Source organism: Micromonospora sp. NPDC000663, assembly GCF_042898105.1.
Classification (GTDB): domain Bacteria; phylum Actinomycetota; class Actinomycetes; order Mycobacteriales; family Micromonosporaceae; genus Micromonospora.
In genome coordinates, this window is sequence record NZ_JBIAYR010000001.1 from 1,549,004 (window position 1) to 1,570,112 (window position 21,109).

Below are 21,109 nucleotides of genomic sequence, written 5' to 3' on the forward strand. Positions count from 1 at the left end.
GGCTTCTCAGAGCACCTGCGCGAGGAAACGGCGCAGCCGGGGATGCTCGGCGCCCTCGAAGATCCCCTCGGGCGGGCCGGCCTCCAGCACCACGCCCCGGTCCATGAAGGCGACGGTGTCGGCGACCTGCCGGGCGAACCCCATCTCGTGGGTCACCACCACCATCGTCATCCCGGCGCCGGACAGGTCTGCCATCACCCCGAGCACGCCCTTGACCAGCTCGGGGTCGAGCGCCGAGGTGGCCTCGTCGAAGAGCATCACCTCGGGTCGCAGGGCCAGAGCCCTGGCGATCGCCACACGCTGCTGCTGACCGCCGGAGAGCTGCGTCGGCCGGGAGTTCGCCTTGCCGGCCAGCCCCACCAGCTCCAGTTGGGCGCGGGCGACCGCGTCCGCCTCGTCCTCGCCGAGCTTGCGCAGGCGGCGCAGGGCCAGGGTGATGTTGCGCAGCACGGTCATGTGCGGGAATAGGTTGAACTGCTGGAACACCATGCCGACCCGTTGGCGCAGCGCGTCCGGGTCGTCGCGCAGCACGCTGCGGCCGTCCAGCAGCACGTCGCCGCGGTCGGGCTCGATCAGCCGGTTGAGGGTCCGCAGCAGAGTGGACTTGCCCGACCCGGACGGCCCGATCACGCAGGCCGTCGCGCCGCGCGCCACGGTGAGGTCGACGCCGCGCAGCACCCGGTTCGGTCCGAAGGCGAGGTGGACGTCGCGCGCCTCCAGGCTCACCGAGGTGGTCATCGCCTGTCTCCTTCCGGGGCCCCGGCGAGCGCCGGGGTGTCGTCCTCGTCCTCGTCGACGGGTGCGGTGGCCGGCCGGCCGTGCCGCAGCCGCCTGTCGATCCAGTTGACGACGTGCGTCAGCGGGACCGTCAGCGCCAGGTAGAAGAGCCCGGCGAGCAGCAGCGCGGACTCGTTGCCGGTGGTGGCCGCGTAGTCCTGCCCGATCCGGAACAGCTCCCGCTGGCTGGCCACCAGCCCGAGGAAGTAGACCAGGCTGGAGTCCTTGATCAACGCGATGAGCTGGTTCACCCAGGCGGGCAGCACCCGCCGGATGCCCTGCGGGATGATCACCAGCCGCATCGCGTCGGCCCAGGAGAAACCCAGGGCGCGGGCGCCCTCCAACTGGGCGGCCTCCACCGACTGGATGCCGGAGCGGAAGATCTCCCCGATGTACGCCGCCGCGATCAACGACAGCGCCAGGATGCCCAGCGGGTACGGGTCCGGCCCCCAGATCTCCATGCCCAGCGGCGCCAGCCCGACCCCGATCAGCAGGATCGTCGCGGCGGCCGGCAGGCCCCGGAACACGTCGGTGTAGACCCGCGCCGGCCAGCGCAGCCACCGGGTACGGGAGATGCCGGCGACGGCCAGCAGCAGGCCCAGCACCGAGCCGAGCAGGGCGGCGGAGACCGCCAGGATCAGCGTGTTCGGCAGCCCGACGGTAAGCATCTCGGGCAGCGCCTCACGCATGGCGTCGGCGTCGAAGAACGTCTCCCACAGGGTGCTCAACGGATCCATCGGTCGCCTCTCCTGCCGCCCCGCTCGCTCGTCACCGGTTACCGCTCAGGACGCGGTCGACGCGGACGCCGACGGCGCCACCGACGCGGACGCCGACGGCGCCACCGACGCGGACGCCGACGGCGCCACCGACGCGGACGGCGCCGCGACCGCGCCGCTGCCCGGCGTGAAGTCCGCCGGGATCGGCCGACCCGGGTAGTACTGCGCCTGCAGACGGCTCCAGGTGCCGTCCGCGATGACCTCGTCGAGGGCCTTGTTCAGCGCCTCGCGCAGCTTGTCGCCGCCCTTGGCCACGGCGTACGCGGTAGGCGCCGGGCTGAGCTGCTTGGCCGCCACGGTGATCTTGCCGTTGCTGTCGGCTGCCGACTTCTCGCCGATCTCCGCCGGGGCGATCCACGCGTCGGCGGTGCCGGCCTTGAGCTGGTTGATCGCGCCGTTGTAGTCCGGCACCCGCACCGGGTCGAGTTGCTTGCCTGTGGCGTAGTCGTCCTGGACGGTGCCCTGCACCACCACGACCCGCTTGCCTGCCAACTGGTCGAAGCTGGTGATCGGCGAGCCGGCCGGGACGTCCAGGCCGAAGTAGCCGAAGTCGTAGCCGTTGCCGAAGTCGACTGTCTTCTTGCGCGCCTCGGTGATGGTGATCGAGGAGCTGCCGACGTCGAACTTGTGGTTGTTGACCTGGCTGAGCAGGGCGGAGAAGTCGGTACCGACGAACTCGACGGTCAGGCCGAGCTTGCCGGCCACCGCGGTCAGCAGGTCGTTGTCGAAGCCGGTGAACTTACCGTCCTTGAGGTAGACGTTCGGCGGGGCGTCGGTGAGCGTGCCGGCGCGCAGGACACCCGGCCGCGCCAGGCCGTACGGGTTGGCGGAAGCGTCGGTCGAGGCGTCGTCGCCGCAGGCGGTGAGCGCGGTCGCGGCCAGGATGGTGGCCGCGCCCAGGGCGGCGACACGGGTCAGGGCAGGAAGGAATCGCACAGGTCTCTCCGATGGGGTGCGCCGCGGCGGGTACGCGCCGCGGACGGTGCGCCCGATGGGCGTACCGCTGGAAAAGTGGTGTGAGAAGAGGGACGCGTCAGAGCGCGGCGCGGCGGCGACAGGCCGCGCTGCACATTCGCATCATGTCCACGTGCCGACGCCTGGTCAGTGCCGCCGAGAGGCGGCCGACGCGGAGATCCGCGAGGTCGGCCGGTGGGATGGAGCTGAGGATGCGCATACGGTCTCCCGGGTCTGTGCTGACCTGGGTGCCAGGCCACGCTTGCACCGACGTCCTGCCGGTGCCTGGTCTTCACCCGGGGCACCCCACCGCGGAGGAGGGTTGCCGGCCAGCGAGCCGGGGCTTCGCGCTGGCGCTCATGACCTGCGCCGAGGCTAGCAGCCGGCACCGGTGGGTCGTCCAGCCGTTATGACCACGCTCACCGTCCGCGAGGGCCGTCGACCGGCAGGTCAACCGGCGTGCACGTGCGGGCGGCGGCAAGGGTCGGGCTCCTGGCGGCGCAGGATCTCCCGGGTGACCGGGGCGATCGCGCCCTGCCCGAACGCCAGGTAGCGCAGCAGGTTGCGAACCGGCCCGCCCTCGGTCCACTCGAAGTAGATGTGGGGGCGACGCCGGCTCCGGTCGCGGATCTCCAGCAGCAGGGCGGCGAGCGCGCTGGGCACCGAGGAACTCGCCAGACTGAGCACCTGGTAGCTGTCGTGCGCCACGCTGCCGCGGACCAGCAGCGCGGTCTCGAAGTCCGACGGGTCGGTGACGTGCACCTCGACGAAGATGACGTCGCCGTCGTCGGGAAAGTCGTTGTCCGCCATGGTCTGGGCCAGCTTGGCGCGGTACTCGGCCGGGTCCCGGCGCTCCGGCTCGTGCGCGACGAGGCGGATCCGGCGGGCCGCCCGCTCGTCGATCATCCGGGCCGCTGCCGGGTCCAGCTCCACGTGGTCGACCCGCAGCTCGTAGGCCCGCATCAGCCGGGACAGCACCGACACCAGGATCATCCCGCCGATGAAACACGCCGCGATCTTGACGCCGTCGGGGCGTTGCACGACGTTCGCCACTGTCGTGTACACGAAGATCACCGCGATGGTCCCGAACGCGAGCGTCAGGCCCCGCTGCCGCCGTCGCCGCGCCGCGAGGGTCACCGCCGTCGCCGCCGAGGTGATCAACACCAGGACCCCTGTGGCGTACGCGCCGCCCTGCGCGTCCACGCTGGCGTCGAAGACCACAGTGATCAGGAACGCCACTGTGGTGAAGACCAGGACCAGCGGGCGTACGGCCCGGGCCCAGGTCGGAGCCATGCCGTAGCGGGGCAGATAGCGGGGTACGAGGTTGAGCAGTCCGGCCATCGCCGAGGCGCCGGCGAACCAGAGGATCCCGATGGTGGACAGGTCGTAGACGGTGCCGAACACCTCGCCGAGGTACTGGTGCGCCAGGTAGGCCAGTGCCCGGCCGTTCGCGGGGCCGCCCGGTTGGAACGCCTCGGGCGGGATCAGCACCGTGGTTGTCACGCTGCTGGTGAGCAGGAAGACGCTCATGATCGTCGCGGCGGTGGTGAGCAGCCGGCGCGCGCCCCGGATCCGCCCCGAGGGCCTGTCCTCGGAGTCCTGCCGGTCCCCCCGGATGTGCGGCATCACGGCCACCCCGGTCTCGAACCCGGACAGACCCAGCGCCAGTTTCGGAAAGACCAGCAGGGACAGTCCGACGACCAGCAGGGGGTCGCCGTGCCCGGTGGTCAGCGCGGTGCCCCAGTCCCCGACCGCGCTCGGGTGCGTCACCACCCGCTCCAACGCGACGGCGATCACCACCGCGTTCAACGTGAGGTAGACCGCCACCAGGGCGACGGCGATCCCGATGGCCTCGCCGAATCCCTTGAGGAACACCGCGCCCAGCAACGCCACCAGCAGCAGCGTGAGTGGCAGCTGGTGCCCCTTGAGCCCGGCGGGCAGGAACGGGTTCTCGTCGATGTGGGCCGTCGCGTCCGCCGCCGAGAGGGTGATGGTGATGATGAAGTCGGTAGCCGCGAACCCCAGCAGCACCAGCACGAGCAGCTTTCCCGGCCAGAAGCTCAGCAGACGGACCAGCATCGCTATCGAACCCTCACCGTGCGGGCTCTCCACCGCCACCCGCCGGTACACGGGCAGCGCGCCCAGCAACGTCACAAGCACCAGCACCAGGGTCGCCACCGGCGACAGCACCCCGGCGGCCAGCGCCGCGATTCCCGGCTGGTAGCCGAGCGTCGAGAAGTAGTCGACACCGGTCAGGCACATCACCCTCCACCAGGGGTGCTGCCGGTCCCGCCGCGGGCGGCCGTGCGGCCCGGGGTGCCGCCCGGCCCGCTCCGTACCGCCGCCGAGCAGCCAGCCGCGCAGCCGCCCGGCGCGCCTGTCGACCCGCACCGGCGCTTCCCCCGTCCTCCGCCCCTGCTCACCGCGAGTATCCGCCTGGTCGTACGCGCCCGTCCGCAGGTACGCCGAACCCGCCCGTGCCCGTCCGGCCGCCCCGGCGGGTCGGACGGGTTTCGGCCCCGGGGCAGGGGGGATCCAGCGCCTCCGGCGCCGCGCACCGATCCGCCCGCTCGGGCCGAGGCCTGCCGGACGCGGATGCCACCGGGGAGGGGAGCGGCTCATGGTCGGCGGCCGTCGCTTCCGCCCGGGTGGTGGCTTCGGCCGCCAGCTCGACGAGCACGCGACAGCCGTCGGCGTGCCGCCACCTCCCGCGCCGGCCCCGCCCACCGGCGGCATGGTGGAGAGTGCCGTCTACCTCAGGGGGCACCGGTTCGCCTCGCCGTCCGGCCTCGCCGAGACGTACCGCTGCCTGCAGGAGCGCGACGGCGCGATGGCCTGGATCGGGCTGTACCGGCCGGACATCGACCAGATCACCTCACTGGCGCGGGAGTTCCGGCTGCACGACCTGGCGGTCGAGGACGCGATCAACGCCCACCAGCGGCCCAAGCTGGAACGGTACGGCGAAACCCTGTTCGTGGTGCTGCGCGCCGCCCGATACGACGACAGGCGCGAGGAGGTCGAGTTCTCCGAGCTGCACCTGTTCATCGGGCCAGGGTTCGTGGTCACCGTCCGGCACGGCGAGGCGCCCGACCTGGCCGCCGTACGCCGTCGACTGGAGACCGACGCGCAGATGCTCGCCCAGGGCCCCGAGGCGGTCCTGTACGCGATCCTCGACCAGGTGGTCGACGGGTACGCGCCGGTGGTGGCCGGACTGGAGAACGACATCGACGAGATCGAGACCCAGGTGTTCGGGGGTGACCCGAACGCCAGCCGGCGCATCTACGGGCTCAGCCGGGAGGTCATCGAGTTCCAGCGGGCCGCCCGTCCGCTGCTCACCATGTTGGACGCGCTCGCGGCCGGCGCGGGCAGCTACGGCACCGACGAGGAACTGCGCAGGTATCTGCGCGACGTCACCGACCACCTCACCCAGGTGGTGGAACGGGTGGACGGGTTCCGGCACCTGTTGCAGAACATCCTCACCGTCAACGCCACACTCGTCTCGCAGCAGCAGAACGAGGAGATGCGCAGCCTCACCGCCGCCAGCTACGCCCAGAACGAGGAGCTGAAGAAGGTCTCGTCCTGGGCCGCGATCCTGTTCGCCCCCACCCTCATCGGCACGGTGTACGGGATGAACTTCGTCCACATGCCGGAGTTGGACTGGCGGTTCGGCTACCTGTTCGCGTTGCTGCTGATGCTGCTCGTGTGCGGCACCCTCTACCTGGTCTTCAAACGGCGCGGTTGGCTCTGAGCCGGTGCGTCGGGGTCACTCGATGCCGCGCAGGATGTGCCGCTCGTCCTCGCTGTCGTCGTCGCCCGCGGCGATCCGGCCGAGCAGCACCGCGGCGGCCCAGATCGTCAGTGGTGTGGCCGCCCCGGTCATCCCGCCGCCGGTCCGGTCGTCCCGGGTATGGCTCCGCTCCGTGCGCGGTGGCCTGCGCTGAGCCTGCATGGGGCCCTGCCTCTCCTCGTCGAAGCCGCCGCGGGCGGCGCGGGCGTAGGCCGCGCCGCCGGGCCGGTCGCCCGAGCGAGCGGGTCGCACCGGTACGGCAGCCATCTCGAACCATCCCACGCCCGGACGCGTCCGCACCGCTTCTTTTCGGTTTCCCGACTGCGGCCCGCCAAACCGGACATTCTCCGCTATCGTCCGCTTTCGGGTCGGCGATCAGGGCAGCGGGTGGGCGATCCCGCGCGCGTGGTCGGTGAGCGCCGCGCCGACCACTGTCGCGGCCACCGGCAGCACCTCCAGGCAGCGACGCACCGCGGCGGCCATCAGCACGTTCGGCACCCGCATGGACAGCGTGCAGTGCGGCACCCAGCGGCCCGGCTGGTAGTGCTCGGTCAGGGGGATGCCGGCGGCGGCCAGCCGGTCGTGCACCAGCCGGTGGTGCGCCAGAAGTTCCGCGGTGGGCGCCGGACCGAGCCAGAGCACCCGGCCGACGAACTGCCCGGCGTGTTGAAATTCGAGCCGCAGTGGGGCGGCCACGACCGTCCCGCGCAGCGCGGCGGCCACCTGTTCCGGGTCGAAGCGGGGCGCCACCGCGAGCGAGACGTGCGGGCGGTGACGCTGCTCCAGCAGCGAGCGCATGCTCTGCACGCCCTCGGCCTCCAGCGCGTCCCACAGCACCCGGATCCGGCGGGTGGCGTCCGGATCCAGGTACAACTCCAACGCCGCGACCACGTGATCACCGTAGCCGGCAGAGGTTTGATCGCCCGTGTCGGCGGTACCTGTTCGGAAACCGACCAGGAGGCGTGCGCCGTGGACGTGAGTGACCTGCTGACCGAGACGTACGACAGGCTGCCCGACCTCGTCCGCGCGGCGGTCGACGGCCTGAGCCCGGAGCAACTGCGCCACGAACCCGGACCGGGCGCCAACTCGATCGGCTGGCTGGTCTGGCACCTCACCCGCATCCAGGACCAGGCCGTCGCCGACCTGCTCGACGCCGAGCAGGTCTGGGTCGGCGGCGACTGGGCGGGCCGTTTCGGCCTCGCCGCCGATCCCGACGACACCGGCTTCGGGCACTCGCCCGCGCAGGTCGCGGCGGTGCGGCCGGAGAGCGCCCAAGCGTTGATCGACTACTACGGCGCGGTGTCGGGGCGTACCCGATCGTTCCTGGCCGGGTTGTCCCCGGCGGACCTGGACCGGGTCGTGGACGAGGCGTGGGACCCACCCGTCACCCTCGGCGTGCGGCTGGTCAGCGTGGTCGAGGACGATCTGCAACACGTCGGGCAGGCCGCCTTCGTCCGTGGCCTGCTCGGGGCCGACTGACCCGACGGGCTCAGGGCACGATCACCGCCCTGCCCTCCAGCGTGCCCTCGCGCATCTGGCGGTACGCGTCCGTGGCCTCGTCCAGCGCGAAGGTGGTGGTCTTCGGCCGGATCAGGCCGCGCGCCCCCAGGTCCAGCACCTCCACCAGTTCCGGTCGGCTGCCCCAGTAGGTGGTCGCGATGCTCACCTCGTACGGCACGGAGAAGAACGACACAGGCAGGGTGCCACCGCCGATTCCCACGATCGTCAGGTCGCCCACGGTACGGGCCACCGCCGCCCCGAGCGTCAGCGTGGCGTCCGCGCCGACGAAGTCCAGCACCACGTCGGCGCCCCGCCCGCCGGTGGCGTCCCGGATCTCCTCGGCCGCGCTCGGGCCGGAGGCCACCGTGCGGTCCGCCCCGCACTCCGTGGCCAGTCGCAACGCCTCGGCGCGGTTGTCCACAGCGATCACGCGGGCGGCGGTGGTGGCCTTGAGGATCTGCACGCCCACGTGCCCCAGCCCGCCGACCCCGATCACCACGGCCGTGCTTCCCGGCGGGAGCTTCGGCCAGGACCGCCGTACGGCGTGGTACGGGGTGAGCCCGGCGTCGGTGAGCGGTGCGGCCTGCACCGGATCCAACCCCTCGGGCAGCGGTACGACGTGTCGCGCGTCGGGTACCAGCTCGTACTCGGCCATGCCGCCGTCCAGGCCCAGGCCGCCACCGCCGCCGGGCACCGGCGCGCCGGCCGGGTTCTCGCAGTACGGGTCCATGCCGACCCGGCAACGGGCGCAGGTGCCGCAGCCCCACGGGCCGTAGACAGCGACCGGCTCCCCGACGCGCAGCCCGGTCACGCCGTCGCCGAGGGCGTGCACCCATCCCGCGTTCTCGTGGCCCAACGTGAACGGTGGGTTCCAGGGCACCGACCCCGACTCGAACTCGTCCATCAGGTGCAGGTCGGAGTGGCAGGCACCGGCGCCGCCGATCCGCACCACCACCTGGCCCGGGCCGGGCGTCGGTTGGGCGACCTCGACCAGTTCCGGTTCCGACTTCCAGTCCATCAACCGCAGTGCCCGCATCCGAACGCCCCCCGTCTCTGAGCCTGCGGGTGGCTGCCCACTTCGTGGCACGGCAAACGGGTTCACGTCCGCGCGGTGTGGCTCACCCGATCGGGGTGAGCCACGCTCACCCCGGCGCCGGTCGGCCGACCTCCCCACGGGGTGTGCGCCGGGCGCTGCGGAAGGCCTGCACAGCGAGACCTTCCCCTGCCAGTTCGGCGGGGCGCGGCGCGGCGCGGACGGCGGACAGCAGCAGCACGAGCGGACGAGGGCCGGCCGACGGGTCGACAGGACCCCCGCCGAGCAGCCGCTCGGCGGTCTCCTGGTCCATCTGATCCGCGTCCATCTCGTGACCCTCAGCGCCGCCCACCTGCGCGGCGTCACATCCGCCAGGTGCGGGACGGGAGGCGACACGCGACCTGGCGCTTCAGCCCCGTCGAACGCTCGTCGGCTCAGCCCATGGTCTTGCTGCCGTCGATCGCCTCCCGCAGGATGTCGGCGTGCCCGGCGTGCTGGGCCGTCTCGGCGATGAGGTGCAGCAGCACCCGGCGGACCGTCCAGCTGGCCCCCGGCTCGAACCAGGGCGCCTGCGGCAGCGGGTGCGCCACGTCCAGGTCGAGGGTGGCGACCAGCTCGTCTGTGTGCGCGGCCACCGCCTGGAAACGTTCGACAAGCCCGGCCAGGGTCTCGCCCGGCGCCATCCGGAACTGACCCACCCAGTCGATCTCGGTGCGCTGCATCGCCTCGGCGCCGCCCACGGCGAAGAGCATCCACCGCTCCTCGGTGCCCGCGACGTGCTTGACCAGACCACCCGGGCAGAGCTCGCTGACGGTGCTGCGGGTGGCGGCCTGCTCGTCGGTCAGCCCTTCGACCGTGTGCAGGAGGAAACCCCGGTGCCGGCGCAGGGTCTGTAGCAGGTCGGCCCGTTCCCCGGTGAGCTGCGCGGTGCTGGTCATGGTCACCCCTTTGTCGAAGTCCGTCGCGCGCCAGACTAGGAAGGGGCACCGACATTCCGGCGTCGACACGACGTCGGCCGGGTCGCCAGCGGTTGCCGATCGGCGCGCGGGACTGTCCACTGAATGACATGGGTGTGATTAAGGTGGGCACGTCGTCCTGGGCCGACCAGTCGCTGCTGCGCTCCGGCTGGTACCCGCGCTCGGCCAACACGCCGGCCGCCCGGCTGGCCTTCTACGCCGGCCGGTTCCCCCTGGTCGAGGTGGACACCTCCTACTACGCCGTTCCGGTGCCGGAGACCACCCAGGGCTGGGTCGACGCGACACCCGACGACTTCACCTTCGACGTCAAGGCGTTCCGCCTCTTCACCGGTCACCCGACGCCTGTCGCCGCGCTGCCCCGCGACCTGCGGCCCGCCTCCGGCCCCAGCCGGGTCCGCCGCCGTGACCTGCCCGAGCCCGTGTACGACGAGCTGTGGGCCCGCTTCCGCGCGGCGCTGGACCCGATCGCCGGCGCCGGCAAGCTGGGCGTGGTGCTGTTGCAGTTCCCGCCGTGGCTGGCGCGTGGCGCGGCGGCCGAGCGTCGCATCGTCGAGCTGGCACAGCGGTGCCGACCGTGGCGGGTGGCGGTGGAGGTGCGGCACGGGTCCTGGTTCGACGGTGCCGCCCAGGCGGCCACTCTGGACCTGCTGCGCGCACACGACCTCTCGATGGTCTGCGTCGACATGCCGCAGGGCCACCAGTCGTCGGTGCCGCCGATCCTCACGCTCACCGCCGAACCGGCGGTCGTCCGGTTCCACGGGCACAGCGACGCGTGGCGTGACGGTGACAAGGAGGACAAGTTCCGCTACGCGTACGCGGAGTCGGAACTACGGGACTGGGCCGGACGGCTCGCCCAACTGGCCGACCGGGTCGACGACCTGCACGTGCTGTTCAACAACTGCTGCGCCGGGCAGGCCCAGCGCGACGCCACACGGCTGGCGCAGGTGCTCGCCGAGACCATGCTCGTCGAGACGCCGGCGGCGCCCCCTCGACCGGTCGACGACCGCAGCGCCCCGGCCCGGGTCGTGTCCGCCCGCTGACGGCCCGCTGCCCGCGTGCCCTGCCGGCCGTACCGGGGGACGCGGGCAGCGCGGTGGTCAGGAGCGCCGACCCCGGCTGCGCAACGCGTCCTGGGACCGCTCGGTGACGTCCGCGTCGTCCGGGAAGGTCCGGCCGCTGGGCGCCGGGTCCGGTGGCGCGCCCGGCCCGGCCATCGTCGTACGGGTGGGCTCGACCGAACCGAAGCCGTGTCGACCGGCCGGAGCGGACCGGCCAGCAGGGGCCCCCGCGCGCCGTTCGCCACGCCGTCCCTCGGGCACCGCCGTCTCCTCGCTGCCCTCGTCCATGGGCGAATCGTCGTCCGCGCCCCACGGCGCGTCGGCGTCGAAACCGTCGCCGGTGCCCCACGGGTTGACCGCCTCCGGTTCCGGCCGGTCACCGCCGCCACTGCTGCGTGCCTCGGTCATGGCCACCCCACTCGTCGGTCCGCCGCTACGGGCGGACGAAGTGCCCGTCCCCGGGCCGGTCCCGCCCGCTCGCCACGGCGTACACCGTGGGCGGGCGCGCAGGGCCGGCCGCTGTCCCGCCGTCGACGGTCCGGCGGGGCACCGGCCGGCCCGACGCTCAGCGTCCGGACATCGCCAGGTGCCGCTTGCCGGCCCCCATGCCCATGCCAATCTTGGCCATGCTCATCGGGGCGCTGCGCATCCCGTTGGTGCGGTTCAGGATGCCCCGCAGCACCTGACCGGGCTTCTGCTGTTCGCTCATGTACGCGGTGACCACGACCAGCGAACCGGTGAGCGCCGGGATCGCCCACTGGAGCAGCTTCATCTGTCGCTGCGAGGAGGCGACCTTCGCCGGTGTCTGCTGGTTGGGCTCGGTCGCGCCGCTCACCGGCGGGCCGCCCGCCTTCTCCAGCCGCATGCCGACCAACCGGCTGTAGCCGGTGACCGCGAGCGCGCCGATGGTCAACGCGGTCTTGATGGCACTGGCCCGGCCGACTCCCCGCTGGGCCGCCACCCGGGGGCTCTCCGTGACCAGTTCGCCTACCGCGCCGGCCAGGTGCGCGCCGATTGCGGCCGCGTTGACGGGTGTCCACTTCGACCATCCGGCCGAGGCGATCGGGAGTCGCTGGGTCGAGTCGTTGATTTTCGCCGCTGCGCCGTTGACGCCGAAGGCACCCATGAGGGAGCCGCCGAACCAGGCCGCCAGACCCAGATCGTGCATCGAGCGCAGTGCGGTGTGTCGTTCGGACATGTGATCCCCTTCCGCCGTGTCGGGCGATGCGGCTTACCCGCCGCCCGGGCGGCTAACCCCGTCACCCCGCCGGCCGATCCCGGCCGCACCGGCACGGTCGGGACATCGGTGCGTCGCGGTGCGGGACCGCCGCCGGCAGGAGTCGTCCGGGCGGTGGCGGGTAGAGCCGGGGGACACCTACCGAGAGGGGAACGGGATGTCGCAGCCGGATGAGGTTCGGGAGAAGACCCCCAAGACCGACGCGGTGCTCATGCACCCGGACAACGACCCGCACCGGAACACGGCGGAGGTCGCGCCGCGCAAGGACCACGCCGAGATCCGCGTGGAGCGCGACGGTGAGTCGACCCCGTTGGACCAGGACGGGTGAGCCGCCCGGCCGGGGCACGTGCCCCGGCCGGTGACGCCTCAGCGCGGCGGCAGGTCGCCGGCGAAACGGGCGATCCGCCCCGCCAGGGGAGTGCTGGCGCGCACCCAGGTGAAGTGGTCGAGCGCCGCGCCGGCCTCCGCCACCGTGTACCGCTGGCGGGTCACCGGCGCCGAGGCGAGCTTCGCGCACAGGTGGTCCATGGTCTCGTGCGGGGTGTACTGGTCGTCGTCGACGCTGACCGCCAGCACGGGTGTGCGTACCGCGCGTACCGCCGCTTCGGTGTCGGTGCCGTCCAGGTGCGGGAAACGGCCGGTCCGGGCGGTGTGCGCCCAGTCCCGGATGACCCCGCGCGCCTGCCGCCCGCCGAAGCCCCAGCCCGGCCAGACCCCGAGCAGCGCCGCGGTGGCGGCGATTCCCTGGGTGTACGGCAGGACGCCGACGCCGCGCCGGCCCGGGTAGACGCGCCAGTAGGGGATGCCGACCGCGACAAGCGCCAGCCCGTCCACGTCGGCGTCCCCGTGCAGGGCGAGGTGCAGCAGGGCGGCCTGCCCGCCGAGTGAGTGGCCGAGCAGCAGTCGGGTGCGCCCGTCCAGCCGTGGCTTGAGGGCGGCCAGGACGGCGCCGACGTCGCTTGCCAGTTCGCTGTAGCCGTGCCGGTCGGCGCGGTTCGGCGCGGGAGTGCTCGTCCCGGTGCCCCGCAGGTCGGCGACGACCACGGCCAGCCCGGCGTCGCGCAGCGCTGCCGCGAACGGGCGGTAGTAGCGGGCGCGCACCCCCATCGCGGGCCAGATGACGACGACCGGCGCGCCCGCCGGTCCGGCCGGCTCGGGGTACACCTGCACACCGAGTCGGGCGCCGTCGACGTCGACGAACTCCTGCGTGTACTCCGCTTCCCCGTTCACCGGGCCAGCTTACGACCCGACGTTACCGGCGGGTAGCCGAGGTGGGGCGCGACGAAGGCCCCGCCGGGTGGCGGGGCCTTCGGTGACGCGGCCGGTCAGGAGACGGAGATCGCCCCGTTGCCGGCCCTGACACACGCCACCGCGCGGGCGGCGGTGGTGGCGGCGCCGGCCAGGCACTGGCCGAGCACCTGGTGCCCTGTGGCGTTCGGGTGCCACGACTCCTGGCAGGTCTGGAAGTAGCTGACGCAGGTGTTCGCGATGCGCTGGATGTCGATCTTGTCCTTGCCGGCGAGGCTCGTGACGAAGGTGCCGTTCGCGCCGTCCTGGAGGCGGATCGGAGTGGCAAGCGCGCCGGTCGGGCTGTTGGTCTGCTCGCAGAGCCGGGCGCCGTCGAAGGCCCGCTGCACGTTCAGGTAGACCAGGTCGGCCGAGGGGAACTCGGCGGCCAGGGTGTCCCGGGTGGACTTCACGATACCGCCGAGGCCCTGGGAGAAGCGGTGCCCGGGCGCGAGGCTGGCGCGGTGGATCGGGCAGCCGGCCGCGTACCGCTCGGCGCCCAGGTCACGGAACTTGTCCCGGGTGTCGTCCCGGCCGTCCTCCTCGTGGAACGTCGCGTTCAGCTCCAGCGGCAGCGGGTTCGTGTAGTCCTGGAACACGACCCGGTGCTGCCCGTCCGCGTCCACCTGGTCGAGGGTGGTCAGGATCTGGCGTACGGCGGCGGTGGTCTCCGCCGTCGCGGCGCTGAGCTGCGCGGCGGTGGCCAGGTCGGCGTCACTGCACGGCTTCTGCTCCACCGGCCCGTTCAGGTACGCCCAGAACTCCCACCAGCCGGTCCACGCGTCGGCGATGAACCGGTTGGCGCACTTCTCCGCGACGCTGCCGAAGGTGAACGAGCTGTTGTTGGAGCCCAGGCCGATCAGCACCAGGTCGATGTCCTGGGTCTGGGCGACGGCGCGGAGCTGGTCGAGCTGCGCGGCCACCGTACGTCCGTTGGCGCGCGCCTGCGAGGCGTTGGCGATGTCGTGCGGCTGACCGCCGGAGCAGGCCAGGTTGAACCGGTTCTGGATGCCCGGCAGGTTCGCCTGGTTCAGTGACGCGTTGGCCGACCGGTGGCAGAAGTACGCGTTGTTGTTCGGCGCCGTCCAGCCGGGGAAGCCCTGGGCCACCCCGTTGACGTCGACCACCGGGGTGTACGCCCCGGCGCCCTCGCCGCTGATGAAGCTGTCGCCGAGGGCCACCGCGGCGGTGGGCAGCGCGGCGGTCGCGGGGGAGGGCAGCGCGACGGCCGTCGAGAGCGCGGCCGTGACGATCGTGAGTGCCGCGGCGAGCGCGGTACGGCGGAATCTGGGCATGGAGCTCCCATCCATCGAAAGATGAAAGATTCTCTGAGAGCGCGATCAGATCACTCCTGCGCGACGGGCGTCAATGGCCCGTAACAGAATCTTTCGATGAATGACATGTCGGCCCGGTAGGGCCGCCGCGTCCGAACGGGACGACCTGGCGGCGTACCGGATCGGGGTGTGCCCGACCGTCCGGGCGACCGCTACGTCCGCGGGGCCTACCGCCCGCGACGCCTCAGCGCGGCCGCGCCCAGGGCGTTCAGACCCACACCCCAGATCAGCAGTACGCACAGCCACTGCGCCCACCGCAGCATGCTCATCTCGCCCGACAGCAGGTGCCGGACGCTGCCGAACGGGGTGAGCCACGGCTGCGCCGGACGGAGGGCGTCCACGGTGCCCAACAGGCCGAACAGCCCCAACGGCAGGACGATGGTCGCGACGAACGCGAGCACCGTCGAGCGCAGCAGCAGACCCAGCCCGGTGCCGACCAGCCCGGCGACGACCTGCACCAGCACGCTGCCCAGCGCGACCGTCCCGGCGTGCCGCCACGGCTCGTCGGCCACGGCGGCCGGGGTGAGAGCCACAGTCGCGGCGCAGATCAGCGCCCCGCCCACGCCGATGACGACTGCCGGCACCAGCACCGCGAGCACCGTGGGAGCGACAGCTGTCCTGTCGGGCGCCCGCCGCAGATCACGCACCAGCAGGATGCCGAACAGGGGCGTCAGCACCGACATCAGGCTCTGTGCCGTGCCCGAGACCGCGGCGAACGTCCGGTCGGCGCGATCCGCCGCCGCGACCAGCGCCACGGCGCTGAGCAGGCCCGCCGCCAGGGTGCCCACGAGCAGCCAGAACCGGCCCCGCGTGCCGATGGACAGTCGCAGGGCACCGCGCGTCGTCTCGTCCACCGTGTCCGCCTTTCGACCACCGGCCGGGTGGGAGAGCTTACCGGCGGCGGTGTCGGTGCGTGGTCCCGTGATCACCCGTAGCTGTTCCCTCGCTCACGTCCGGGCGGTGTCACGCGGCGGGTCGCGTAGGGCCTACGGGAGTTGTCCCAGCCTCCGGCTAGGCTCGCTGCGGCGCGCCACGCCGGCTGATGTCGCCGGTGACCGGCAGCACACCGCCGAGACCGGGGAGTACGACCAGTTGACCGCAGAGCCTGACACCCTGTACGGGGCCGATGACCTCACCCACCTTGAGGGGCTGGACGCCGTCCGCAAGCGGCCCGGCATGTACATCGGCTCCACCGACAGCCGTGGCGTGGGTCACCTCGTCAACGAGATCCTCGACAACTCCACAGACGAGGGCGTCGCCGGTCACGCCAGCCACGTCGAGGTGATCCTGCACGCCGACGGCTCGGTGCAGGTCGACGACGACGGGCGGGGCATCCCCACCGACGTGCACGCCAAGTCCGGCATCTCCGGCGTCGAGCTGGTGCTGACCCGTCTGCACGCCGGCGGCAAGTTCGGCGGCTCCGGCTACAAGACCTCCGGCGGCCTGCACGGCGTCGGCGCCTCCGCGGTCAACGCGCTGTCCCGCCGGTTCGACGTGACGGTCCGCCGCGCCGGCAAGGTCCACGCCATGTCGTTCCGGCACGGCGTCCCCGGGATCTTCGACGGCGACGGCCCGGACGCGCCCTTCACCCCCGGCCCCGGGCTCCAGGTCATCGGCGCCATGAAGCGCGGCCACCGCACCGGCACCTCGATCCGCTGGTGGCACGACGCCCGCTACTTCGAGACCGGCGCGGCGCTCGACGTCGACGCGGTCCGCATGAAGCTGCGCAACACCGCCTTCCTGGTCCCCGGCGTGACGTACCTGCTGCGTGACCTGACCGGCGAGGCGCCCGCCGAGGAGCGGTTCCACTACCCCAACGGGCTCAGCGACATGGTGGAGTTCCTCGCCCCGGCCGGCGACCGGCCCGTCTCCGGCATCCTGCTCGTCAACGGCGAGGGGACGTACCGGGAGAACGCCGCCGACGCCAACGGGGTCATGCAGTCCAATGTGCAGCGCCGCGCCGAGGTCGAGGTGGCGTTCCGCTGGGGCACCGGCTACGAGCGCACCGTCGAGTGCTTCACCAACACCATCCGCAACGCGCACGGCGGCACCCACCGCAAGGGCTTCGAGCGTGCCCTGGTGCGCACCCTCGCCGACGCGGTCCGCAACACCCGTGGCCTGCTCAAGGCCAAGGAGGAGCCGCCCACCCTGGACGACGTCCTGGAGGGCATGACCGCCGTGGTGCACGTGCGGATCCCCGAGCCGCAGTTCACCTCGCAGACCAAGGACGAGCTGTCCACCACGGGCATCACCAAGGTGATCCAGAGTCTGGTGGACGCGCACGTCAAGGCGTGGCTGGAGGACAGGCGCACCAAGGCCGAGGCGCGCACCGTCCTGCAGAAGATCGTCGACGCGGCCCGGGTGCGACTCACCCAGAAGCAGCAGAAGGACGCCGCCCGGCGCAAGACCGCCCTGGAGGGCGCGTCGATGCCGCCGAAGCTTGTCGACTGCCGGGCCACCGGCATCGACCGCAGCGAGCTGTTCATCGTGGAGGGCGACAGCGCCCTCGGCACGAGCCGCATGGCCCGCAGTTCGGAATACCAGGCGTTGCTGCCGATCCGCGGCAAGATCCTGAACGTGCAGAAGGCCAACCTCCAGCAGGTTCTGGACAATGCCGAGTGCGCGGCGATCGTGCAGGTCCTCGGGGCCGGCTCCGGGCGCACGTTCGACCTCTCCGCGCTGCGCTACGGCCGCGTGCTGATCATGGCCGACGCCGACGTGGACGGCGCGCACATCCGTACCCTGCTGATCACCCTCTTCGCCAGGTACATGCGCCCGCTGATCGAGGCCGGTCGGCTCTACGCCGCGATGCCGCCCCTGCACAAGGTCACCACCAAGGGGCGCAACCCGCAGACGGTCTACACGTACACGCAGGCCGAGATGGAGACGACGGTCCGCAAGCTGGAGAAGGCCGGCAAGCAGATCGTCACCCCCATTCCACGGTTCAAGGGTCTGGGTGAGATGGACGCCGACGAGTTGTGGGACACCACGATGAACCCGGCGACCCGCGCGGTGCGTCGCATCACCCTCGACGACGTGGACGCCGCCGAACGCATCCTCGAACTCCTGATGGGCGAGAAGGTCGAGCCCCGGCGCAACTGGCTGATCGACTCCGCCGACCGGGTCGACCGGGAAGCGATCGACGCGTGAGCACCCGTTCCCTTCGAGTGGAGAGCTGAGTCATGGCACGCCGCAAGGAAAACAAGGTCGACCTCTCCTCGTTCGACCAGGCCGGCGCGCGGGTCTTCGACAATCCGCTGGTCACCGAGGTCTCCGACTCCTACCTGGAGTACGCGTTCTCGGTCATCCACTCCCGCGCCCTGCCCGACGCCCGCGACGGTCTCAAGCCGGTGCACAGGCGCATCCTCTGGTCGATGTACGAGCAGGGCTACCGGCCCGACCGTGGGCACGTGAAGTCTGCCCGAATTGTCGGGGATGCGATGGGAAAGTACCATCCGCACGGCGACACGGCGATCTACGACGCGATGGTCCGCCTCGCGCAGGACTTCTCCCTCAACGTGCCACTCATCGACGGGCACGGAAACTTCGGCAGCCCCGACGACGGCCCCGCCGCCTCGCGTTACACCGAGGCGCGGATGTCCCGCGAGGCGATGCTGCTCGTCGGTGAGCTGGGCGAGGACACCGTCGACGTCGAGCCCAACTACGACGGGTCGCTGACCCAGCCGACAGTGCTGCCGGCCGCGTTCCCCAACCTGCTCGTCAACGGCGCGTCCGGGATCGCCGTCGGTATGGCGACCAACATGATCCCGCACAACCTGGCCGAGGTGGTCTCCGCCGCCCGCTGGCTGATCAACCACCCGGACGCCACACTGGACCGGCTCATGGAGTTCGTTCCCGGCCCCGACCTGCCCACCGGTGGTGTGCTGCTCGGCCTGGACGAGGTGCGCCGGGCGTACGAGACCGGGCGCGGCGTGGTGCGGATGCGCGGCAAGGTGGAGATCGGCCCGATCGAGGGCAGCCGGGGCCGTCAGGCGATCACAGTGGTCGAGTTGCCCTACGGGGTCGGCGCGGAGAAGGTCATCGCGGCGATCACCAACGAGGTCACCAAGACCAAGCGGCTGACCGGCATCGCCGACGTCAAGGACCTCACCGACCGGGAGAGCGGCACCCGGCTCGTCATCGAGTGCAAGGTCGGGGTCAACCCGCAGGCGCTGCTCGCCGACCTCTACCGGTTGACCCCGTTGGAGCAGTCGTTCGGCGTCAACAACCTGGTCCTGGTGGACGGGCAGCCGCGCACGCTGGGGCTGAAGGCGCTGCTGGAGGTCTTCCTGGCCCACCGGTACGAGGTGGTCACCCGCCGCACCTCTTTCCGCCGGCGCAAGCGCCAGGAACGACTGCACCTGGTCGACGGCCTGCTCATCGCCCTGCTGGACATCGACGAGGTGGTCCGGCTGATCCGGGGCAGCGACGACGCGCAGGCCGCGAAGGACGGGCTGATGAGCCGCTTCGGCCTCTCCGACATCCAGGCCACCTACATCCTGGACACTCCGCTGCGCCGGTTGACGAAGTTCGACCGGATCGAGCTGGAGGCCGAGCAGGAGCGCCTGCGTGCCGAGATCGCCGAGCTGAGCGCGATCCTCGACGACGAGCGGGTGCTGCGCAAGGTGGTCTCCGACGAGCTGGCGGCGGTGGTCAAGCAGTTCGGCGCCGAACGGCGTACGACACTCGTCGACGGCGACCTGAAGGAGGTGCTGGCCGCGTCCGCGCCGGCCGGCCCGCTGGAGGTGGCCGACGACCCGTGCCAGGTGATCCTCTCCGCGACCGGGCTGGTCGCCCGGACCGCGGCCGAGTCGGAGGAGAGCGCCGAGGGGCGCCGACGCAACGGCCGGGTCAAGCACGACACGGTACGCGCGACAGTGCACTCCACCGCCCGTGGTCGGGTGTTGCTGCTGACAAGCGCCGGTCGGGCGTTCAAGGTCGACGTCCTGCCGTTGCCGGTGCTGCCCGAGCAGGCAGGCACGGTGTCGCTGCGCGGCGGCATGTCGGCGGCCGAGCTGGTGCCGTTGGAGGCGGGGGAGACAGTTGTGGGTCTGGCCCCGCTCGGCGGGCCGGCGGACGGTTCCCCGGGTTTGGCGCTGGGCACCCGCCACGGCGTGGTGAAGGTCTGCGCGCCGGAGTGGCCGGTGCGCTCCGACGAGTTCGAGGTGATCGGTCTGCGTGACGGTGACGAGGTGGTCGGGGCGACCTGGCTGACCGACGGCGCCGAGACGTTGACGTTCGTGTCGTCGGAGGCGTCGCTGCTGCGGTTCCCGGCCGCGCTGGTCCGTCCGCAGGGGCTCAAGGGTGGTGGCATGGCCGGCATCAACCTGCCGGCCGGGGCGCGCGTGGTGTTCTTCGGGGCGGTACGCACCGACGACCCGGGTCACGGGGAACCGATGGTGGTGACCTCGACCGGCGCGACGGTGAAGGTGACGCCGTTCAAGTCGTACCCGGCGAAGGGCCGGGCGACCGGCGGGGTGCGCGCGCACCGCTTCCTCAAGGGGGAGACGGACGTGGCTGTCGCCTGGGTGGGGCCGCGCCCGGTCGGCGCGACAGGCACCGGTGACCCGGTGGAGCTTCCCGCGGCCGACCCGCGCCGCGACGGTTCCGGCTTCGCGGTGATGCTCGGCCCGACGGTGGTCGGCCACCTCATCGAACGCGACTGACCCCTCAGGCTTGATCAAGAGGTTCGCGTCACCGGCTCCGGCCCGTCGTGACGCGGACCTCTTGGTCGATAAGGCAGGTCAGGCGACGTTGACGGGGCGGAACTGGACGCTCACCCGGGGGCCGACCGGCCGGGTGGTCTTCGGGATGGCGTGTTCCCAGGTGCGTTGGCAGGAGCCGCCCATCACGATCAGGTCGCCGTGGCCGACCGGGAAACGCAGGCTGTCGCCGCCGCCGCGTGGGCGTAGCAGCAGGGGCCGGGGCGCCCCGAAGGAGACGATGGCGACGACTGTGTCGGTGTGCGCCGACCGGCCGATGGTGTCGCCGTGCCACGCCACGCTGTCCCGGCCGGAGCGGTAGAGGCACATGCCGGCGGTGACGAACGGTTCGCCCAGCTCGGGAGCGTAGTGCCGGGTCAGCTCCGCCCGCGCTTCGGTGAGCACGGGGTGGGGGAGTTGGCGATCGCCGTCGTACCAGCAGAGCAGGCGGGGCACGTCGACCTCGTTGTCGAACATGGTGCGGCGTTCGGCCCGCCAGGGCACCTCGGTGAGCAGGGTGTCGAGGACCGCGTCGGAGCCGCGCACCCAGCCGGGGAGGTGGTCGACCCAGGCTCCGCGGGTGAGCTGGTGCCGGCGGATCTGGCCGGCCAGCGGCCCCAGGGTCGGCCCGGTGTCGGTCAGGTCGAGCATCGACGGCTGGTAGGCGGCCTGCGTCATACGGTCACC

General features: G+C 72.1%; 21 protein-coding genes and 1 riboswitch. Of the genes, 6 read left to right on the forward strand and 15 right to left on the reverse strand.

The window, feature by feature from the left end:
• Positions 1-6: 6 nt before the first annotated feature.
• The 4 genes from ACFY1S_RS07360 to ACFY1S_RS07375 all read right to left on the reverse strand — a co-directional run bounded on the left by ACFY1S_RS07360 (position 7) and on the right by ACFY1S_RS07375 (position 4,898).
• Positions 7-738 carry an amino acid ABC transporter ATP-binding protein gene (locus tag ACFY1S_RS07360; protein ID WP_387113725.1) on the reverse strand — a complete coding sequence of 244 codons (732 nt, stop codon included), beginning with the start codon at positions 736-738 and terminating at the stop codon, positions 7-9.
• Complete coding sequence (locus ACFY1S_RS07365; RefSeq protein WP_387113727.1) at positions 735-1,514, reverse strand: amino acid ABC transporter permease; 780 nt, start codon at positions 1,512-1,514, stop codon at positions 735-737. The genes ACFY1S_RS07360 and ACFY1S_RS07365 overlap by 4 nt, the downstream gene beginning before the upstream one ends.
• Positions 1,515-1,559: 45 nt before the next feature.
• On the reverse strand, positions 1,560-2,489 hold the full coding sequence (locus ACFY1S_RS07370) for an ABC transporter substrate-binding protein (RefSeq protein WP_387113729.1): 930 nt from the start codon (positions 2,487-2,489) through the stop codon (positions 1,560-1,562).
• A 271-nt stretch (positions 2,490-2,760) separates the two neighbouring features.
• Positions 2,761-2,872: riboswitch (SAM riboswitch) on the reverse strand.
• An 85-nt stretch (positions 2,873-2,957) separates the two neighbouring features.
• On the reverse strand, positions 2,958-4,898 hold the full coding sequence (locus ACFY1S_RS07375) for an amino acid transporter (RefSeq protein ID WP_387113731.1): 1,941 nt from the start codon (positions 4,896-4,898) through the stop codon (positions 2,958-2,960).
• 229 nt (positions 4,899-5,127) lie between these two features.
• Here ACFY1S_RS07375 and corA point away from each other — a divergent pair, with 229 nt between their 5' ends.
• Positions 5,128-6,255: a magnesium/cobalt transporter CorA gene (gene corA / locus ACFY1S_RS07380; RefSeq protein ID WP_364371903.1), complete on the forward strand. Its 1,128-nt coding sequence runs from the start codon at positions 5,128-5,130 to the stop codon at positions 6,253-6,255.
• 15 nt (positions 6,256-6,270) lie between these two features.
• Here corA and ACFY1S_RS07385 read toward each other — a convergent pair whose 3' ends face one another.
• Together ACFY1S_RS07385 and ACFY1S_RS07390 are read right to left on the reverse strand one after the other, a co-directional pair.
• Entirely contained in the window at positions 6,271-6,561 is a 291-nt protein-coding gene (locus ACFY1S_RS07385; RefSeq protein WP_387113733.1) for a hypothetical protein, read from the reverse strand.
• Positions 6,562-6,669: 108 nt separating this feature from the next.
• Positions 6,670-7,185 carry a 2'-5' RNA ligase family protein gene (locus tag ACFY1S_RS07390; RefSeq protein WP_387113735.1) on the reverse strand — a complete coding sequence of 172 codons (516 nt, stop codon included), beginning with the start codon at positions 7,183-7,185 and terminating at the stop codon, positions 6,670-6,672.
• A 78-nt stretch (positions 7,186-7,263) separates the two neighbouring features.
• On the opposite strand from ACFY1S_RS07390, the gene ACFY1S_RS07395 reads away from it, so the two are divergent.
• Complete coding sequence (locus ACFY1S_RS07395; protein WP_387113737.1) at positions 7,264-7,773, forward strand: DinB family protein; 510 nt, start codon at positions 7,264-7,266, stop codon at positions 7,771-7,773.
• Positions 7,774-7,783: 10 nt separating this feature from the next.
• Here the strand turns inward: ACFY1S_RS07395 and ACFY1S_RS07400 are convergent, their stop codons facing one another.
• The 3 genes from ACFY1S_RS07400 to ACFY1S_RS07410 form a co-directional block, all read right to left on the reverse strand.
• The gene (locus tag ACFY1S_RS07400) at positions 7,784-8,830 is read right to left on the reverse strand and encodes an NAD(P)-dependent alcohol dehydrogenase (RefSeq protein ID WP_387113739.1); all 1,047 of its coding nucleotides are present in this window, start codon (positions 8,828-8,830) and stop codon (positions 7,784-7,786) included.
• Positions 8,831-8,936: 106 nt separating this feature from the next.
• Positions 8,937-9,155, reverse strand: coding sequence for a hypothetical protein (locus ACFY1S_RS07405; RefSeq protein WP_387113741.1), 219 nt, complete (start codon positions 9,153-9,155; stop codon positions 8,937-8,939).
• 106 nt (positions 9,156-9,261) lie between these two features.
• Complete coding sequence (locus ACFY1S_RS07410) at positions 9,262-9,765, reverse strand: DinB family protein (protein ID WP_364371887.1); 504 nt, start codon at positions 9,763-9,765, stop codon at positions 9,262-9,264.
• Between the two features lie 128 nt (positions 9,766-9,893).
• Here ACFY1S_RS07410 and ACFY1S_RS07415 point away from each other — a divergent pair, with 128 nt between their 5' ends.
• Positions 9,894-10,844, forward strand: a complete 951-nt coding sequence (locus tag ACFY1S_RS07415; protein ID WP_387113743.1) for a DUF72 domain-containing protein — start codon at positions 9,894-9,896, stop codon at positions 10,842-10,844.
• Positions 10,845-10,901: 57 nt separating this feature from the next.
• On the opposite strand, the gene ACFY1S_RS07420 is transcribed toward ACFY1S_RS07415, so the two are convergent.
• Together ACFY1S_RS07420 and ACFY1S_RS07425 are read right to left on the reverse strand one after the other, a co-directional pair.
• Positions 10,902-11,270: a hypothetical protein gene (locus tag ACFY1S_RS07420; protein ID WP_364371881.1), complete on the reverse strand. Its 369-nt coding sequence runs from the start codon at positions 11,268-11,270 to the stop codon at positions 10,902-10,904.
• Between the two features lie 157 nt (positions 11,271-11,427).
• Positions 11,428-12,060, reverse strand: a complete 633-nt coding sequence (locus tag ACFY1S_RS07425) for a hypothetical protein (protein WP_387113744.1) — start codon at positions 12,058-12,060, stop codon at positions 11,428-11,430.
• A gap of 196 nt (positions 12,061-12,256) precedes the next feature.
• On the opposite strand from ACFY1S_RS07425, the gene ACFY1S_RS07430 reads away from it, so the two are divergent.
• Positions 12,257-12,427 (forward strand): hypothetical protein, encoded by a 171-nt coding sequence (locus ACFY1S_RS07430; protein WP_364371874.1) that lies wholly within the window; start codon positions 12,257-12,259, stop codon positions 12,425-12,427.
• A gap of 38 nt (positions 12,428-12,465) precedes the next feature.
• Here ACFY1S_RS07430 and ACFY1S_RS07435 read toward each other — a convergent pair whose 3' ends face one another.
• The 3 genes from ACFY1S_RS07435 to ACFY1S_RS07445 all read right to left on the reverse strand — a co-directional run bounded on the left by ACFY1S_RS07435 (position 12,466) and on the right by ACFY1S_RS07445 (position 15,649).
• Entirely contained in the window at positions 12,466-13,329 is an 864-nt protein-coding gene (locus ACFY1S_RS07435) for an alpha/beta fold hydrolase (RefSeq protein ID WP_387113746.1), read from the reverse strand.
• Positions 13,330-13,424: 95 nt separating this feature from the next.
• A complete protein-coding gene (locus tag ACFY1S_RS07440) occupies positions 13,425-14,681 on the reverse strand; it encodes a hypothetical protein (RefSeq protein ID WP_387113748.1) in 1,257 nt (418 codons plus the stop codon).
• A 206-nt stretch (positions 14,682-14,887) separates the two neighbouring features.
• Positions 14,888-15,649 carry a hypothetical protein gene (locus ACFY1S_RS07445; RefSeq protein WP_387113750.1) on the reverse strand — a complete coding sequence of 254 codons (762 nt, stop codon included), beginning with the start codon at positions 15,647-15,649 and terminating at the stop codon, positions 14,888-14,890.
• 163 nt (positions 15,650-15,812) lie between these two features.
• Between ACFY1S_RS07445 and ACFY1S_RS07450 the strand changes: the two genes are divergently transcribed.
• Positions 15,813-17,870 carry a type IIA DNA topoisomerase subunit B gene (locus ACFY1S_RS07450; RefSeq protein WP_387113752.1) on the forward strand — a complete coding sequence of 686 codons (2,058 nt, stop codon included), beginning with the start codon at positions 15,813-15,815 and terminating at the stop codon, positions 17,868-17,870.
• Positions 17,871-17,902: 32 nt separating this feature from the next.
• Entirely contained in the window at positions 17,903-20,386 is a 2,484-nt protein-coding gene (locus ACFY1S_RS07455) for a DNA topoisomerase (ATP-hydrolyzing) subunit A (RefSeq protein WP_387113754.1), read from the forward strand.
• Positions 20,387-20,464: 78 nt separating this feature from the next.
• Here the strand turns inward: ACFY1S_RS07455 and ACFY1S_RS07460 are convergent, their stop codons facing one another.
• Entirely contained in the window at positions 20,465-21,100 is a 636-nt protein-coding gene (locus ACFY1S_RS07460) for an alpha-ketoglutarate-dependent dioxygenase AlkB (protein ID WP_387113756.1), read from the reverse strand.
• Positions 21,101-21,109 lie beyond the last annotated feature (9 nt).

Bases quoted from the DNA above. Each gene is read 5' to 3' on its own strand.
- ACFY1S_RS07360 (WP_387113725.1), bottom strand. From the start codon at position 738: ATGACCACCTCGGTGAGCCTGGAGGCGCGCGACGTCCACCTCGCCTTC.
- ACFY1S_RS07365 (WP_387113727.1), bottom strand. From the start codon at position 1,514: ATGGATCCGTTGAGCACCCTGTGGGAGACGTTCTTCGACGCCGACGCC.
- corA (WP_364371903.1), top strand. From the start codon at position 5,128: ATGGTCGGCGGCCGTCGCTTCCGCCCGGGTGGTGGCTTCGGCCGCCAG.
- ACFY1S_RS07385 (WP_387113733.1), bottom strand. From the start codon at position 6,561: ATGGCTGCCGTACCGGTGCGACCCGCTCGCTCGGGCGACCGGCCCGGC.
- ACFY1S_RS07400 (WP_387113739.1), bottom strand. From the start codon at position 8,830: ATGCGGGCACTGCGGTTGATGGACTGGAAGTCGGAACCGGAACTGGTC.
- ACFY1S_RS07405 (WP_387113741.1), bottom strand. From the start codon at position 9,155: ATGGACGCGGATCAGATGGACCAGGAGACCGCCGAGCGGCTGCTCGGC.
- ACFY1S_RS07410 (WP_364371887.1), bottom strand. From the start codon at position 9,765: ATGACCAGCACCGCGCAGCTCACCGGGGAACGGGCCGACCTGCTACAG.
- ACFY1S_RS07415 (WP_387113743.1), top strand. From the start codon at position 9,894: ATGGGTGTGATTAAGGTGGGCACGTCGTCCTGGGCCGACCAGTCGCTG.
- ACFY1S_RS07420 (WP_364371881.1), bottom strand. From the start codon at position 11,270: ATGACCGAGGCACGCAGCAGTGGCGGCGGTGACCGGCCGGAACCGGAG.
- ACFY1S_RS07425 (WP_387113744.1), bottom strand. From the start codon at position 12,060: ATGTCCGAACGACACACCGCACTGCGCTCGATGCACGATCTGGGTCTG.
- ACFY1S_RS07430 (WP_364371874.1), top strand. From the start codon at position 12,257: ATGTCGCAGCCGGATGAGGTTCGGGAGAAGACCCCCAAGACCGACGCG.
- ACFY1S_RS07440 (WP_387113748.1), bottom strand. From the start codon at position 14,681: ATGCCCAGATTCCGCCGTACCGCGCTCGCCGCGGCACTCACGATCGTC.
- ACFY1S_RS07455 (WP_387113754.1), top strand. From the start codon at position 17,903: ATGGCACGCCGCAAGGAAAACAAGGTCGACCTCTCCTCGTTCGACCAG.
- ACFY1S_RS07460 (WP_387113756.1), bottom strand. From the start codon at position 21,100: ATGACGCAGGCCGCCTACCAGCCGTCGATGCTCGACCTGACCGACACC.